11 protein-coding genes are annotated in these 15,101 nt (G+C 67.3%); 5 read left to right on the top strand and 6 right to left on the bottom strand.

What is annotated here, in order from left to right:
- Positions 1-192 precede the first annotated feature (192 nt).
- From CVM50_RS13905 to CVM50_RS13880, 6 genes are all read right to left on the bottom strand, one after another.
- Positions 193-1,395 carry an MFS transporter gene (locus CVM50_RS13905; protein WP_085887012.1) on the bottom strand — a complete coding sequence of 401 codons (1,203 nt, stop codon included), beginning with the start codon at positions 1,393-1,395 and terminating at the stop codon, positions 193-195.
- 245 nt (positions 1,396-1,640) lie between these two features.
- Positions 1,641-2,966, bottom strand: coding sequence for a Mur ligase family protein (locus tag CVM50_RS13900; RefSeq protein WP_157792188.1), 1,326 nt, complete (start codon positions 2,964-2,966; stop codon positions 1,641-1,643).
- A 268-nt stretch (positions 2,967-3,234) separates the two neighbouring features.
- Positions 3,235-4,686 carry an N-acyl-D-amino-acid deacylase family protein gene (locus CVM50_RS13895; RefSeq protein ID WP_085887010.1) on the bottom strand — a complete coding sequence of 484 codons (1,452 nt, stop codon included), beginning with the start codon at positions 4,684-4,686 and terminating at the stop codon, positions 3,235-3,237.
- A 28-nt stretch (positions 4,687-4,714) separates the two neighbouring features.
- The gene (locus CVM50_RS13890; protein ID WP_085887009.1) at positions 4,715-5,248 is read right to left on the bottom strand and encodes a TRAP transporter small permease; all 534 of its coding nucleotides are present in this window, start codon (positions 5,246-5,248) and stop codon (positions 4,715-4,717) included.
- 25 nt (positions 5,249-5,273) lie between these two features.
- Complete coding sequence (locus tag CVM50_RS13885; RefSeq protein ID WP_085887008.1) at positions 5,274-6,257, bottom strand: TRAP transporter substrate-binding protein; 984 nt, start codon at positions 6,255-6,257, stop codon at positions 5,274-5,276.
- 58 nt (positions 6,258-6,315) lie between these two features.
- Positions 6,316-7,602 carry a TRAP transporter large permease gene (locus CVM50_RS13880; protein ID WP_085887007.1) on the bottom strand — a complete coding sequence of 429 codons (1,287 nt, stop codon included), beginning with the start codon at positions 7,600-7,602 and terminating at the stop codon, positions 6,316-6,318.
- A gap of 183 nt (positions 7,603-7,785) precedes the next feature.
- On the opposite strand from CVM50_RS13880, the gene CVM50_RS13875 reads away from it, so the two are divergent.
- The 5 genes from CVM50_RS13875 (at position 7,786) to CVM50_RS13855 (ending at position 14,786) form a co-directional block, all read left to right on the top strand.
- Entirely contained in the window at positions 7,786-8,709 is a 924-nt protein-coding gene (locus CVM50_RS13875) for a LysR family transcriptional regulator (RefSeq protein WP_085887006.1), read from the top strand.
- A 121-nt stretch (positions 8,710-8,830) separates the two neighbouring features.
- Entirely contained in the window at positions 8,831-9,946 is a 1,116-nt protein-coding gene (locus tag CVM50_RS13870; protein ID WP_085887005.1) for an HlyD family secretion protein, read from the top strand.
- The gene (rbbA, locus tag CVM50_RS13865; RefSeq protein WP_085887004.1) at positions 9,943-12,696 is read left to right on the top strand and encodes a ribosome-associated ATPase/putative transporter RbbA; all 2,754 of its coding nucleotides are present in this window, start codon (positions 9,943-9,945) and stop codon (positions 12,694-12,696) included. The genes CVM50_RS13870 and rbbA overlap by 4 nt, the downstream gene beginning before the upstream one ends.
- A gap of 3 nt (positions 12,697-12,699) precedes the next feature.
- On the top strand, positions 12,700-13,812 hold the full coding sequence (locus CVM50_RS13860; RefSeq protein ID WP_085887003.1) for an ABC transporter permease: 1,113 nt from the start codon (positions 12,700-12,702) through the stop codon (positions 13,810-13,812).
- A gap of 77 nt (positions 13,813-13,889) precedes the next feature.
- Positions 13,890-14,786: a type IV pili methyl-accepting chemotaxis transducer N-terminal domain-containing protein gene (locus CVM50_RS13855; RefSeq protein ID WP_159457048.1), complete on the top strand. Its 897-nt coding sequence runs from the start codon at positions 13,890-13,892 to the stop codon at positions 14,784-14,786.
- Positions 14,787-15,101: the final 315 nt, after the last annotated feature.

Genomic DNA, 15,101 nt, shown 5'->3' with positions numbered 1-15,101 from the left:
CGAAGACAGGCGAAATGGTAACGGACAGGCGGAACGGATCGGGTGCGGGGGCAGGGGGGCGCAGGCTCGGGGGATCCCCTTGGGCCGGCGACTCGCCACACTGATAGTTCCTCTTTTGTTCTAGATCATGTTTTCCCTTCGGCCAACCCCCTTCGCCGATCCTGTCTGGCCTCGGCGAAGGGGAAGAGAAGCCTAGAGGCGCGTGACCGCGCGGGCGCTGGCCGGGATCAGGAGCAGCACCAGGGCCAGCGCGCCGAAGGTGGTGGCCAGGCTGGTGGCCTCGGCAGCGAAGCCCAGCACGGCGGGTCCCATCAGGACCCCGGCATAGCCGGTGGTGCTGATCGAGGCGATGGCCAGGGCGGGCGGCATCACCCGTTGCCGTCCGGCGGCGCTGAAGAAGATGGGCACCATATTGGCCACGCCAAAACCGGTCAGCGCATAGCCCGCCAGCGCCAGGGGCGTCCAGGGCGCGGCGATCAGCAGGGCGATGCCCGCCACGGCCAGCAGGCTGCCGCCCAGCAGAACGGACATCTGGCCGGCCCTGGCAATCACCCGGTCGCCGATCAGCCGCGCGGTGACCATGGCGGCGGCGAAGACCATGTAGCCCAGCCCGGCGCCTTCGACCGGCAGCAGCTGCCGCTCGATCGCCAGCAACGCGCCCCAGTCCAGCATCGCGCCCTCCACCAGGAAGGAGATCCCCGACAGGGCCGCCAGCAGCAAGACGACGCCCCGCGGCCAGGCGAAGGCCGGGGTGTCCGTGCCGCCGCGCGTGCGCAAGAGGCCCCGCAGCGCCAGCAGCAGCGCCGCGGCGGCGGCAGCGGCACCCAGGGTCGCGGCCAGCGACGGGGCCAGCCCCGCCAGCAGCATCAGCGCCATGGCCCCCGCGCCGGAGAAGGAGCCGACACTGTAAAGCGCATGCAGCCCCGACATGATCGGGCGCGCGGCGCGGCGTTCGACCTCCACCGCGTGGATGTTCATCGCCACGTCGACGCTGTTGAGGAAGGCCCCGAAGAGGGCCAGGGCCAGGCCCAGCAGGAGCACGCCTGGCATGAGGGTCAGCAGCGGCAGCATGGGGACCATCGCCAGCCCGGCAGCGGCGATCACCGCCCGCGCGCCCAGCTTCGCCGCCAAGGCCCCCGCCAGCGGCATCGCCAGCAGCGCCCCGCCGCCCAGGCACAGCAACAGCAGGCCAAAGGTGCTTTCATCCGCGCCGACGCGGGTCTTCACGAAGGGGATCAGCGGCGCCCAGCAGGAGGTGATGAAACCGGTGGCGAAGAAGACCGCCCGTGTCGCCCAGGCAGCCCGGGTGATCTGTGGATCGGGGGCCGTGGTCTCGGCGGAAACCGGATCAGAGGAGCGAGAAGACGTCGGAGAGCGCTGCGCGGTGTCGTTCATGGCGTCGGACCTGGCTGTCGGGCCGCCGCGCCGGGCGGGCCGTGAAACGGAGGAGAGGGATGCCGCCAAGAGGCACCCGCCGCGTCAAGATCATGACGGTGCCGCCGGCGCAACCTGTCCCGCCGTCAAAATGCGGTCCCCGACGCCCCAAGGGCGGCGCGGGCGCGTCCCCGGCGCGGCAGTGACGCTTGGAAAGGCATCCGGGCGACATCGCCTCCGGCGCCGGCACCCCAGGTGGCCGATCGTCAGCTTTCCAGCCGCTGGTAGAGCGGGTTGTTCGGGTCGCGGGGATGGAAGCTGCTGTTGCGCTGCCGCCGCGCGGCGAGAGGCGAATAGCCTTCGGTCAGGGCCCGGCAGTCGTGACAGGGGTGGGTGCGCCCGCATTTCTCTTCCCAGCAGTTCACCTCCTCGCGGAAGGCCAGGGCGGCGCGTTCCAGATGCACGTTGGCCGAGGCCTTCAGCAGGATCAACTCGTCCGGGCGGGCCGTTTCCTTGAGGTAGCGCGTCAGCGACGTCACATCCGGGAAGCTGCGGAAGCGACCGGCGGCGATGTCCTCCTCGGAGGCGCGGGCATGTTTTGCGCGATCCCCGAGGATGATGACCTCGTCCGCGACCTCGCGGGCCGCGCTGTAGATCTGCGAGTATTGCTTGCGGTTGTTGCCGCCGAAATCCGAAACGCCGTAGAGGATGAAGCGTTTGAAGGGCGCGCGGGCGTCGCGCAGCATGTCGAGGGTCAGCGACAGGGTGCGGGCCGGGGCCTTGGCCGTATCGAGGATGAAATTCGGCCCGCCGTCTATATGCAGCGTGTCGCAGCGACTTTGCAGTGGTGTCACCCCGGCGATCCGTTCGGCCACGACCTCGGGCGGGACGCCCAGCTCCAGCGCGGCGGCGGCGGCAGCGGTGACGGGCAGCCAGAAATGGCTGCCGACGAACTGCGTCTTCAGGTCGAGCGTGCCGCCGGCCCATTCGAGCGACAGGCTTAGCCGGTCCGGCCAGGCGGCGTGGATCCGGGTGGCGCGATAGCCCACTTCGTCTCCCTGGCCGAAAGTCACCACGCGGGCCTGCCGCCCTTCGGCGGTTTCGGCCATGGTCATTGCCTGGGGATCATCCCCGTTCAGCAGGGCGATGCCGCCCGGGCGCAGGGCCTCGACCAGCTGGGCCTTTTCCCGGGTGATGTTGTCCTCCGTCTTGTAGATCGACCGATGTTCCATGCTGATCATCGTGACGATGGCCAGATCGGGACCGATCATCTGGGCGGCCGCGCCGAAACCCTCCGTGCCAGCGCCCAGCTCGTTGACGGAGAAGGCTTCGTCTCCCTTAAGCTGCAGCATGGATTCCAGCACCGGGAAATAGCTATTGTAGAAGACCTGCATCCGGGTCGGCCCCTGCGAGGCGAGGACATGGGACAGGAGGGTCACGGTGGTCGACTTGGCCGAACTGCCGGTGACACCGACGAACTTTGCCGGGCTGCGCCGCCGCCGACGCAGGGCTATGCGACGCTTCAGCGCGCGCTTTACTTTGCGGACCGCGACACGCAGTGCCGCGTCCCGGTTCTTGTCAGATCGCGCCACGGAATGGTCCTCCCCCATACGGTCGAAATGGACCGCCTGTCTTGATCTGGGTGCCTAGTGCCGGGAAAGACAGGAAAGGGTCAACTTGGAAGTGATCTCAATACCGGGCATGTCGCGGCGGCAGTGGCCGATGAGGTCGGGGCGTCGCGGGTCTGACTTTGCGCAAAGGGGACGCCCGCGGACGGGACGAACCGGCCCCCGGCGCGGAGACAGGCCGGAGTAGGGCCGCCGGGCAGGCCGCCCGTCCCGTCGCGTCAGACCACCCGGATCAGACCACCTGGGTCGGCGCGGTCTGGGTCAGCGGGCGGCCGGGGCGCGCGCCGGTTTTCTGGCCGAAGGCAAAGACCTCCGTGCCATTGACGAAGACCCGGTCGATCCCCGTTGCCGGCCGGATCGGGTTGTCGAAGGTGGCGCCCTCGCGGATCGTGGCCGCGTCGAAGATGACCAGGTCGGCGAAGGCGCCTACGGCGATGCGCCCGCGCCCGCCCAGGCCGAAACGGTCGGCGGGCATCGAGGTCATGCGCTTCACCGCCGTCTCCAGGCTGAACAGACCCACGTCACGGGCGTAGTGGCCCAGAACACGGGGGAAGGTGCCCCAGACCCGGGGATGGGGGTGCTTGCCCGTGGGGATGCCGTCGGAACAGATGATCGTGCGGTCATAGCTGAGGATGCGCTGCACGTCCTCCTCGGCCATGATGAAGAAGATGCCGGTGGCGGGCAGCAGCCGTTCCATGGCGCCGTCCAGGTCGGTGTTCCACTGCCGGGCGATGTCGTCCAGATCACGGCCGGCCATTTCGGGGTAGGGTTCGCTTTCGGCGACGATGACGCGGGTCGCCTGCTTGTGCCGGCCCGAGTTGAGAATGGTCGAGGAGGCCACCCAGGGGGTGGTGTCCAGACCGCCGTCGTGATCCGCGATGAAGTCGTCGATCATCTTCAGCGTCGTCTCGGACATGCCGTGATTGGCCAGCCCGGCGCATTTGTGATGCGAGACATGCACGCCGCAGCAGCTTTGCCGCCCCACCTCGAAGGTTTCCTCCAGCGCCTCGACCACCCGGTCGCCTTCGTCGCGCATGTGGGTGACGTAAAGCTTGCCATGGCGCTGGGCGACGCGGCCCAGCTCGATCAGCTCCTCGGTGGTGGAGGCGCGCGACGGCGGATAGAAGGGCCCCGTTGAGACGCCGATCGCGCCTTCGCCCAGGGCCTCGTCCAGAAGGGCGGCCATGACATGCAGCTCGGCCCGGGTGGCAGGCTTGCTGAGGTCGTCCAGCGCATTGGCGCGCAGGGTGGACTGGCCGATCAGGCAGGCGGCGTTGACCGCAGGCGGCTCGGCGGCGATGCGGGCGTGGTATTCGCCGTAGGTGCCGAAGACCAGATCGGGACGTTCGGCGATCATCCTCAGCTGTTCGGGCAGGTTCTCGGGCCGTTTCACCGGCGCGATGGAAAAGCCGCAGTTGCCGTTGATGACGGTGGTCACCCCCTGGTTGGTCATGAACTCCATGTCGGGCTGGGTGAACAGCGCGGCATCGTGGTGCACGTGGGGGTCGATGAAGCCCGGCGCGACGATACGGCCATGGGCCTCGATCTCGCGGCCTGCGGTCCAGTGGTCCAGGGGGCCCGTGGCGACGATCCGGTCGTCGGTGATCGCGACATCGCCGCGGCGGCGCGGGGCGCCGGTGCCGTCGATGATCTCTGCCCCGCGGATGATCTGATCTGCGTGCATGGAGAAACTCCTTGAAAGGATTGGGGAATTACGTCGCGTCGTTGTCCGGCTGCGGCGGTCCCTCCTCGCCGCACCAGCGCGCGACGAGATGGAACAGGGTGAAGAGGATCATCAGCGGCACGGCCACGGCGACCCAGACGGTGGAGAAGGGAAGGGCATCGGCCATCGACCGGCTGTGGCGCAGCAGGAAGCCGCGCGCAGGGTTCATGCCGGGGCCGTAGAAGACGTGCCACAGGATGGGCAGCAGGTAGATCAGCACCACCGCCGATTTCATGATCTCGGCAGCGACGGCCAACAGGCCACGGGTCGAGGTGGTGCCGTTGAACAGGGCCGGGTCGAAGCGCCGCTTGAAGCTCATAGTGGCGCCCAGCAGGCCCGCCCAGATCATCGCGTAGCGCGCCAGTTCCTCGGTCCATGCGGGGGGCTGCTGGAAGATGTAGCGCGCCACCACCTGCAACATGACGGCCCCCACGAGCACGACGATGGCGATCCCCGACAGGACCGTGGCGACACGGTCCAGCCCGTTGGAGATCCCGATCATGACACGCGCCGTTTTCTGCATGGGAGCCGTCCTCTTTTGCTGTCGCTTACTCGGTGACCGTGGCCTTGGCGTCTTTCCAGGCCGCCAGGTCCTCAGCCGTCATGGTGCTTTCCCAGACGGTTTCCGACAGGTCTGCCATCTTCTCGCGCTCGCCCTCGGCCAACTCGGTGTAGGTCACGCCCAGGCCTTCGTGCTTTTCGCGCACCGACACGGACCAGTCGGCGACCCAGGCGCGGTTGGCCTCGATGCCCGCGTCGATGGCGGCGTCGATCTCGGCCTTCTCCTCGTCCGACAGGTTGGCGTACCAGTCTTCGGAGATCAGCGCGACGCGGGTCGAGGGAGAGATCCCGGCGGGGGTGAAATGGGTCAGGAAGTCGGTGTGGCCCGTACGGATGGCGCTGTTGGGCGCGTTGAAATAGCCGTCGGCGACGCCGGTCTGAATGGCATTGGCCACCTCCGACCAGGCGACGATGGTGCCGGTGGCGCCCAGGGCTTCCTGGAAGGCCAGCTGTTCCTTGTTCAGTGCGCGGAAGCGCAGGTCGCTCATGTCCTCGACCGTGGCGATGGGCTTCTTCGCGTTATGGATCCCAATGGAGGAGCCGATGTAGTTGAAGGCGACGATGCGCACGCCGTTCTCGACCAGGGGCGCGTTCATCTCCTCCAGGATGGCGGTGTCGTTGATGATCGCGTCGAATTCCTCGTTGTCGGCGAAGAAGAAGGGCAGGGCGACGCCCTTGACCAGTGGTGACATGCCGTAGGTGGTCGACACCGTGGCCAGGTTCACCTCCACCAGGCCCTGAGCTACCTGGTCGAAGCGTTCATCTTCGGAACCCAGAGTGCCCGAGGGGAAGATCGAGACGTCGAACTCACTGCCCTCCAGCGCATCGGCGAAGCCGTGGGCGAAGGCCGCCTCGGCATTGGTTTCGGGATCGTCGACGCCGTTCATGGCGATCTTCACTTCGCTGGCCTGGGCGGTGGCGGCGATCAGGGCCAGGACGCTGGCGCCGAGAGTGGCTTTGAGAAAGGTCATTGGGGGCTCCTCTGTTGGTCTGTCTGTTGTTGGTTTGGCGGCAGACGGGATCTTCGGGTTATTGGGCCAGCCCCAGGGCGCGGGGCAGGGCCAGGGTCAGATCGGGCATGTAGGTCAGCACGATCAGCAACACGACCTCGGCCAGGAAGAAGGGAAAGGTGGCGCGCATCAGGCGCCAGTAGTCCATCTTTACCGTGGTCGCGAGGATCAGCAGGACACCACCAAGGGGCGGCGACAGCAGCCCGATGGTGATATTGAAACAGATGACGATGCCGAGGTGGACGGGGTCCACGCCCATGGCCAGGGCCACGGGAACGAAGATCGGCGCGAAGAGGGCGACGGCGGCCTTCACGTCCATCACCATGCCGGCGCAGAGGAAGATCACGTTGATCAGCATCAGGTACTGGATCGGGCCAAGGCCCCAGCCCTCGATCACCGCCTGGATCGCCTGCGGCCATTGCAGCAGGGCGGCCAGGTAGCTGAAGGTCGAGATGGCACAAAGGATGATGAAGAGTCCGCCCAGCATCACCCCGGTCCGTTCCAGGCTGGCACCGATGTCGCGCCAGCCCAGCTTGCCGTAGCCCACGCCGATGACAAGCGCCGCGATGACCGCCACCGCTGCGGCCTCCGCGGGCGTCATGAAGCCGAAGAGCGTACCGCCCAGGATGATGATCGGCAGCAGCATCGCCGGCAGCGCACGGATCAGCGAGGGGAAGAAGCGCGGCACCTCGGCGCCCTTGCCGCCGGGATGGTCGTCGCGCCAGGCGTAGAAGGCATTCATCGCCATCAGCATCGCGGCCAGCAAGAGGCCCGGCACGATACCGGCGGCAAACAGCGTGGTGACATTGGTTTCCATCAGCGCGCCGTAGAAGATCAGGATCGAGCTGGGCGGGATGATCGGCCCGATGATCGAGGAGGCCCCGGTGATCGCCGCGGCATAATCCAGCGAATAGCCCCGGCGCCGCATCTCCGGCACCAGCGAATTGCCAAGGGCGGCGGCGTCGCTGACGGCGGAGCCCGAGACGCCGGCGAAGAAGACCGAGGTGGCGACGTTCACATGGCCCAGGCCCCCCTTCAGGCGCCCGAGAAAGCTCATGCAGAAGTCGATCAGCGCCGAGGCCAGGCCGCCCCGGTTCATCAGGTCACCGGCGAAGATGAACAGCGGCATGGCCAGGAAGGCGAAGCTGTCCAGCTGGCTGAACAGGCGCTGGGGCAGCACGGCCATGAAGCTTTCGCGCCCGGCGGCGATGAAGGTCAGGATCGCCGAGGCGCCTATGACATAGGCGATGGCCGATCCCGCAAGCAGCGCAAGCGTGGTGAAGGCGAGTATGATGGCGGCTGGCACGTCGCGTCCCTGTCGTTCCCTGGCCCCGGTGGTCGCGGGGCGCGTTGCGGGCGCTCTGTCGGCGCCCTCTGTCTGGGAGGTAAGCTTGCCCAGGACCCGCCGTCGGAAAATAGAAAAGATTTGGTCTACCCATAGTATTCTTCTATAGGATTTTGGAAAAACATCTTTAGGAGGCGTCCGGGGATGCGACCTATCACCTTGCAAAGGTTGCAGGTTTTCTGCGCGGTCTATGAAAACGACTCCATCTCGGCGGCCGCCCGGTCATTGCGTTTGTCGCAGCCCACGGTGTCGCGCCACCTGCGCGATTTCGAGGCGGCGCTGGGTCTGTCGCTGTTCGTCCTGGACAAGGGGCGGGTGATGCCCACGGCGGAGGCCGACGCAATCTACGGCGAAAGCCGCTTTCTCTTCGATGGCGTCACCCGGCTGGAGAATCGCATCGAGGCCCTGCGCCAGGGCGAGGGGCAGACCCTGTCGCTGATGACGGTGAATATGCTGACCCCACATTTCGTGCCCCGCTCCGTGGCCCATGCGCTGGAGGCCCTGCCGGGGCTTGCGATGACGCTGGACGTGGGCACCCTGGCGCAACAGCTGGCGGCGCTGCGCGCGGGTCAGGTGGACCTGTGCATCGTCGCGGGCCGCGTGCAAGCCGAGGACGTGCGGCTGGAACGGCTGGGGCAGGGACGGCTGCGCCTGCTGGTGCCGCCGGGCAGCCCGCTGGCAGGGCCAGGGCCGGTCCCGGTGGAGGACCTGTCGGGCGTTTCCCTGCTGGGGTCGACCCTGCGCGGACCGGTCGGCAAGGTGTTGGCCCAGGCGCTGGCCGGGCATGACTTGGATTTCTCCGCCCAGGTGACGGTCAATTCCCTCAGCCTGGTGCCGCCGCTGTGCCAGGCGCTGGAAACTGCCTCCCTGGCGGACGAGTTCACCATCCACTTCCAGAACACCTCCGGCTTCGAGGTGCTGGACCTGGCACCCGAGGTGATCTTCGACATCTACGCCATGACACTCGGGCCGGTACAGGCGGGCTCCGCCGCGCGGATCTTCCTGCGGGAGCTGCGCCGCCTGCTGGCCGACTGGGAGGCCGGGGAGCGACCTGCGCCGGGGGGCTGATCCGGGGCAGGACGCTGAACTGCGCGGTTTGGAAATCTGCCCCTGCGACCCCCTGCGCGGTTGAATGCTGCAATGCAGAGGCGCTAGGCTGAGCGCACGTCGCGCTGCAAAGGATCTCCCCATGGCGAAGTCTTCCTCGAAATTCCTGATCCCGGGTCTCGCCGTCGTCGCGGCGGTCGTGGCCTATGTCCTTTGGACAGATCTGAACGGCACCGATGCCACGCCCGGCATTGCCCAGGGCAATGGCCGGCTGGAGGCGGTGGAGATCGACGTAGCCGCCAAGGCCCCGGGACGTATCGCGGAAATCCTGGTGAACGAAGGTGAACTGGTCAGCGAGGGGCAGCTGCTGGCGCGTCTCGACAGCCGCCAGCTGGAGGCCTCCCTGAAACAGGCCGAGGCGCAGTTGACCCGCGCCGAACTGAGCGTCGACAGCGCCCGCATCCGGGTGCGTCAGGCCGAGGCCGAGAAGCGCGCGGCGGATGCCCAGATCGAGGAGGCGCAGGCCTCTTATGACGCGGCGCAGAAACAATACGAACGCACCGAGGTTCTGGCACAGAACGCCACCGTCTCGGATGCGACGCTGGACAGTGCCCGCGCCGCGGCACTGAGCGCCAAGGCCGCCATTGCTGCCTCCGAGGCCCAGTCCGCCGCCGCCGAGGCGGGAATCAACTCCGCCCAGGCCGCCGTCGTCGATGCCCAGGCCGCCGTTGAGGCCGCACAGGCGCAGATCGACCTGATCCAGGTGCAGATCGAGGATAACGATCTGGTCGCCCCGCGCGACGGGCGCGTGCAGTATCTTGTGGCGCGCGAGGGCGAGATCGTGGCCGCCGGGGGGCGCGTCATCAACATGGTGGATTTGAGCGACGTCTACATGTCCTTCTTCCTGCCCACGGCGCAGGCGGGCCGGATCGGCCTGGAGACGGAGGCACGGATCCTGCTGGACGCGGTGCCGAACTACTCCGTACCTGCCACCATTTCCTTCGTCGCGGACGTGGCGCAATTCACCCCGAAGACGGTCGAGACCGAGATCGAGCGCGAGAAGCTGATGTTCCGTGTGCGCGCCAAGGTCGATGTGGATCTGCTGAACGAATACAGCGAGTTCGTGAAGACCGGCCTGCCGGGCGTGACCTATGTGCGTGTCGATCCGCAGGCCGACTGGCCGGCCGATCTGCCGCCCCTGGTGCCCGACCACCGCGCTGATGACGCCACCGGCCTGGCCGGCGGGGACGGGCAATGACCCAGCCCCCTGTGGCGGGCGCGGGGACGTCGCCCCCGGTGGTGCAATTGCAGGGCGTCAGCCTGGCCTACGGGCGGACGCAGGCGCTGCGCGACATCACCCTGGATATTCCTGCCGGTGTCATGGCCGGGCTGATCGGGCCCGATGGCGTGGGCAAATCCAGCCTGCTGTCGCTGGTCGCCGGCGCCCGCCGCATGCAGGACGGTCATCTGCGGGTGCTGGAGGGCGACATGCGCAAGCGGTCCCATCGCAGCCGCTCTTGCCCGCGAATTGCCTATATGCCCCAGGGGCTTGGACGAAACCTCTACGCCACGCTGTCGGTTTTCGAGAACGTGGATTTCTTCGGCCGTCTCTTCGGCCTTGACCGCGCAGAACGTGAGGCGCGCATCGACGAGCTGTTGCGCGCCACCGGCCTTGCGCCCTTCCGCGATCGTCCGGCGGGCAAGCTATCGGGTGGGATGAAGCAGAAGCTGGGCCTGTGCTGCGCCCTGATCCACGACCCGGATCTGCTGATCCTGGATGAGCCGACCACGGGCGTCGATCCGCTGTCCCGCCGCCAGTTCTGGGATCTGATCGACGTGATCCGCGCCCGCCGCCCGGGGATGAGCGTCATCGTCGCCACCGCCTACATGGAAGAGGCCGCGCGTTTTGACTGGCTATGTGCCATGCACGACGGCCGGGTGCTGGCCACCGGCACGCCCCAGGCCCTGCTGGAGCGGACCGGCGAGGCGGATCTGGACGGCGCCTTCATCGCCTTGCTGCCGGAGGCCCTGCGCGGGGCGCATCACACGGTGACGATCCCGCCGCGCGCGGGCGACGACGCGGGCTATGCCATCGAGGCCGAACACCTGACCATGCGCTTTGGCGATTTCACCGCCGTCGAGGATGTCAGCTTCCGCATTCCCAAGGGCGAGATCTTCGGTTTCCTGGGCTCCAACGGCTGCGGCAAGACCACGACGATGAAAATGCTGACCGGCCTGCTGGCCCCCAGCGAGGGCAAGGCGGAGCTGTTTGGCGAGCCGCTGGAGGCGGGGGATCTGACCACGCGGCGGCGCATCGGCTACATGAGCCAGGCCTTTTCGCTCTACCGCGAACTGACGGTGCGGCAGAACCTGGAACTGCATGGCAAGCTCTACGCCCTGCCACCCGAGGACATCCCCGAGCGGGTCGAGGAAATGCTGCAGCGGTTCGACCTGCAAAGCGTGGGCGACAGCTATCCTGACGGTCTGCCCCTCGGGATCCGGCAGCGCATGTCGCTGGCCACCGCGATGATCCACGCCCCCGACATCCTGATCCTGGATGAGCCGACCTCGGGCGTCGATCCGGTGGCACGGGATCATTTCTGGCAGATCCTGTCGGACCTGTCGCGCGGCGACGGGGTGACGATCTTCATCTCGACGCACTTCATGAACGAGGCGGAGCGCTGTGATCGGATCTCGCTGATGCACGCAGGGCGCGTGCTGGTCAGCGACACGCCGGAGGGCATCCGCCAAGGGGCGGGCGCCAAGACCCTGGAGGAGGCCTTCATCGGCCATCTGACCACCGCCAGTGGCGCCGATCCCGCGCCGCAGGACGCCTCTGAGGCTTTGCCGCTGCATGCCGCGCGCGGCGGGGTGCAGCGCCATTTCAGCCTGGGTCGGATGTTTTCCTATGCGCGGCGCGAGGCGCTGGAACTGGCGCGCGACCGCATCCGCGCCGCCATGGCCGTACTCGGCTCCGTCCTGCTGATGTTCGTGGTGGGCTACGGCATCAACATGGATGTGGAGGATCTGACCTTCGCCGTGCTGGATCGGGACAATACCGTCACCAGCCGCGACTACGTGCAGCAGATCGCCGGCTCGCGCTATTTCCTCCAGCGGCCCGACCTGACCAGCTACGCGGACATGGACCAGCGGATGCGCTCGGGTGAGATCAGCCTGGCGATCGAGGTGCCCCCCGGGTTCGCCGCCGATCTGGAACGCGGCCGCGACGTGGCCGTGGCGGCCTGGATCGATGGCGCCATGCCGATGCGCGCCGAGACGGTCAGCGGCTACGTTCAGGGCATCCACGCCTGGTATCTTCAGGAAAAGGCGCGGGAGGTCTACGGCGATGCCGCCGTGGCCAGCGCCTTCGACCTGGAAATGCGCTATCGCTACAATCCCGACATGCGCAGTCTTTCGGCCATGGTGCCGGCGGTCATCCCGCTGTTGCTGATGCTGATCCCGGCGATGCTGGCCGCGCTCAGCGTGGTGCGCGAGAAGGAGATGGGCTCCATCGTCAATCTCTACGTTACCCCGGTCACCCGGCTGGAGTTCATCCTGGGCAAGCAGTTGCCCTACGTGGTGGTGGCCATGCTGAACTACCTGGTGCTGGTGGTGGCGGCGATCACCGTCTTCGGCGTGCCGATCTCCGGCTCCTTCGCGACGCTGACGCTGGCGGCGCTGCTGTTCACCCTGGCCTCGACCGGTTTCGGCCTGGTGATGTCCAGTTTCATGCGCAGTCAGATCGCGGCAATCTTCGCCACGGCGCTGCTGACCATGATCCCCTCGGTGCAGTATTCCGGCATGATCGACCCGGTGTCGTCGCTGGAAGGGGGCGGGGCGGTGATCGCCCAGATCTTCCCGGCGTCGTATTTCGTCACCATCGCGCGCGGCGTCTTCGCCAAGGCGCTGGACCTGACGTCTCTGGGGCCGGATGTTCTGGCGCTGGCGGTGATCGGCCCGACCATGGTCCTGCTCAGCACTCTGCTGCTGCGCAAACAGGAGAAATAGGCGATGCGGCTGGCCAATGTCTGGAACCTCGGCATCAAGGAATTGCGCGGGCTGCTGCGTGATCCGATCCTGCTGATCCTGATCGTCTATTCCTTCTCCCTGTCGATCTACACCTCGGCAAAGGCGATGCCCGAGACGCTGAACAAGGCGGCCATCGCCATTGTCGACGAGGACGGGTCACAGCTGTCGGCGCGGATCGCCGGGGCCTTCTATCCGCCCTATTTCACCGCCCCCAACATGATCTCCACCGCCGAGATGGACGCCCGCATGGACGCCGGGCTGGAAACCTTCGCCCTGACCATCCCGGCGGATTTCCAGCGCGACCTGCTGGCCGGGCGGCAGCCGGTGATCCAGTTGAACGTCGATGCCACGCGGATGACCCAGGCCTTCACCGGCACCGGCTATGTGCAAAGCATCGTCACCTACGAGGTGAACGAATTCCTCAGCCGCCACCGCGACGCGCCGCAGATGCCCGCCGACCTGGTGCTGCGCGCGCGCTTCAACCCGAACCTCAGCCAAAGCTGGTTCGGCGCGATTTCCGACGTCATCACCTCGATCACCATGCTGGGCATCGTGCTGACGGGCGCGGCGCTAATCCGCGAACGGGAATACGGTACGGTGGAACACCTGCTGGTCATGCCGGTGACGGCGACCGAGATCATGGTGGCGAAGATCTGGTCGATGGGCGCGGTGGTGCTGCTGGCCTCGGCCCTGGCGATCTGGGTGGTGGTGGAGGGGCTGCTGGCGGTCCCGATCCCGGGGTCGCTGCCGCTGTTCATCTTCGGCACCGCGCTTCAGCTCTACGCGATCACGGCGCTTGGCATCTTTCTGGCGACGGTGGCAGGTTCCATGCCACAGTTCGGGCTGCTGCTGGTGCTGGTCTTCCTGCCGATGCAGGTCCTGTCAGGCACCATGACCCCGCGCGAGTCGATGCCGGAGGTGATCCAGACGATCATGCTGGCCGCGCCCAATACCCATTTCGCCATCCTCGCCCAGGCGATCCTGTTCCGCGGCGCGGGGCTGTCGGTTGTCTGGCCACAGCTTCTGGCACTGGCGGGCATCGGCACCGGGCTTTTCGCCTTCGCCCTGTTCCGCTTCCGCGCCTTCCTGCGCTAGCGGCCGGCGCGGCTTAACGAAATCTCCACCCGGCTGGGGTTCTCTGCCGGCATCCTGCCGCAGCCGAGGGAATGAGGATGCCAACCCTGCCGTTCCGGCGCCTCTGCGCCGTCCTGTCCGTTCTCTGCCTGGCCCTGGGGGGCGTGGTGCTGCCGCCCGCGCCGCCAGCGCAGGCGGAGACGCTGATCGGGGCGGAGGCCGCTAAGCGCAAGATCAACCTCGCCGGGCGCCAGCGCATGCTGTCGCAGCGCATGGCCATGCTGGCCTGCATGGCCGATTCCGATGTGCAGACCGAGAACGCCCTGGCCCGGGCCGAGGCCGCCCATGATCTTTTCGACCGTACCTTGCGGGGCCTCCGGTTCGGGGATGAGGAGCTCGGCCTGCCGGTGGAGACGCGACCCGAGGTGCTGGAGAGCCTCGCCCTGGTGGATGAGCTCTGGGGCGGCTACGGGCAGGCGGTGTCGCTCTACGTCGAACGCGGTCGCAGTGCCACGTTGCGGGCCATTCATGCGCGCAACCCGGCCGTCCTGGCGAAGATGAACGCCTCGGTTGGTGTGATGGAGCGCCTGTATGGCGAGGGGCTGATCGCACCGGAGCTGGCGACGGCGTTGAACATCGCGGGTCGTCAGCGAATGCTGATCATGAAGGCCTTGAAGGAGGCCTGCATGGTCGGGCGGGGCATCGCGCCCGAGGAGGACCGCAAGGCGCTGCTGTCCACCGTGGCCCTCTTCAGCTCCAGCCTCTACAAGCTGCGTGCGGGCAATGCCTGGGAGGGGATCATCCCTCCGCCCACCTTCGAGGTCGACATGCAGCTGGAATTGGTTCAGGCGATCTGGGACTGGATGGACCCGATCCTGCGCGAGATTGCCGAGGGCGGACCGGTGGAGACGGAGCAGCTGTCGCGGTTGCTCTACCACGGAGAGGTCGCCCTGCGGGAGATGAACCAGGCGGTCACGCTTTACGAAAGCGGCTGATCCGTCTTGCGCCTCCGGTCCCGGACCGGACCCGAGGTCGGCCCGGGGAGCCGCCCCCGGCATTTGACCCGGCTCATCTGCCTTGGCGACCGCTGTCCCGATCGACCGGGCCGCTGCGGCAGTGGGGCCGGGCGGCTACCAGGGCCGCGCGCCGGGCCCCGTGCCGCCGTACCCAGACTCAAAAGGCCCGACCCAGCGCAGAAAGGCGCCGGGAGAGGCGGATTCCGCTGCCTTATACCTTGCAACGGCGCAGGCCTGCTCATAGAAGGGCGTCTGATTTCGATGGCCGTGCGAGAGACGCGGCCCCCGGTATGG

This window comes from Pseudooceanicola marinus (assembly GCF_002786295.1).
In the GTDB taxonomy this organism is placed as follows: domain Bacteria; phylum Pseudomonadota; class Alphaproteobacteria; order Rhodobacterales; family Rhodobacteraceae; genus Pseudooceanicola; species Pseudooceanicola marinus.
This window is presented reverse-complemented; position numbering and strand designations above follow the sequence as displayed.

Excerpts from the sequence above, each read along its gene's own strand:
- CVM50_RS13905 (WP_085887012.1), bottom strand. The coding sequence starts at position 1,395 with ATGAACGACACCGCGCAGCGCTCTCCGACGTCTTCTCGCTCCTCTGAT.
- CVM50_RS13895 (WP_085887010.1), bottom strand. The coding sequence starts at position 4,686 with ATGCACGCAGATCAGATCATCCGCGGGGCAGAGATCATCGACGGCACC.
- CVM50_RS13890 (WP_085887009.1), bottom strand. The coding sequence starts at position 5,248 with ATGCAGAAAACGGCGCGTGTCATGATCGGGATCTCCAACGGGCTGGAC.
- CVM50_RS13885 (WP_085887008.1), bottom strand. The coding sequence starts at position 6,257 with ATGACCTTTCTCAAAGCCACTCTCGGCGCCAGCGTCCTGGCCCTGATC.
- CVM50_RS13875 (WP_085887006.1), top strand. The coding sequence starts at position 7,786 with ATGCGACCTATCACCTTGCAAAGGTTGCAGGTTTTCTGCGCGGTCTAT.
- CVM50_RS13870 (WP_085887005.1), top strand. The coding sequence starts at position 8,831 with ATGGCGAAGTCTTCCTCGAAATTCCTGATCCCGGGTCTCGCCGTCGTC.
- rbbA (WP_085887004.1), top strand. The coding sequence starts at position 9,943 with ATGACCCAGCCCCCTGTGGCGGGCGCGGGGACGTCGCCCCCGGTGGTG.
- CVM50_RS13860 (WP_085887003.1), top strand. The coding sequence starts at position 12,700 with ATGCGGCTGGCCAATGTCTGGAACCTCGGCATCAAGGAATTGCGCGGG.
- CVM50_RS13855 (WP_159457048.1), top strand. The coding sequence starts at position 13,890 with ATGCCAACCCTGCCGTTCCGGCGCCTCTGCGCCGTCCTGTCCGTTCTC.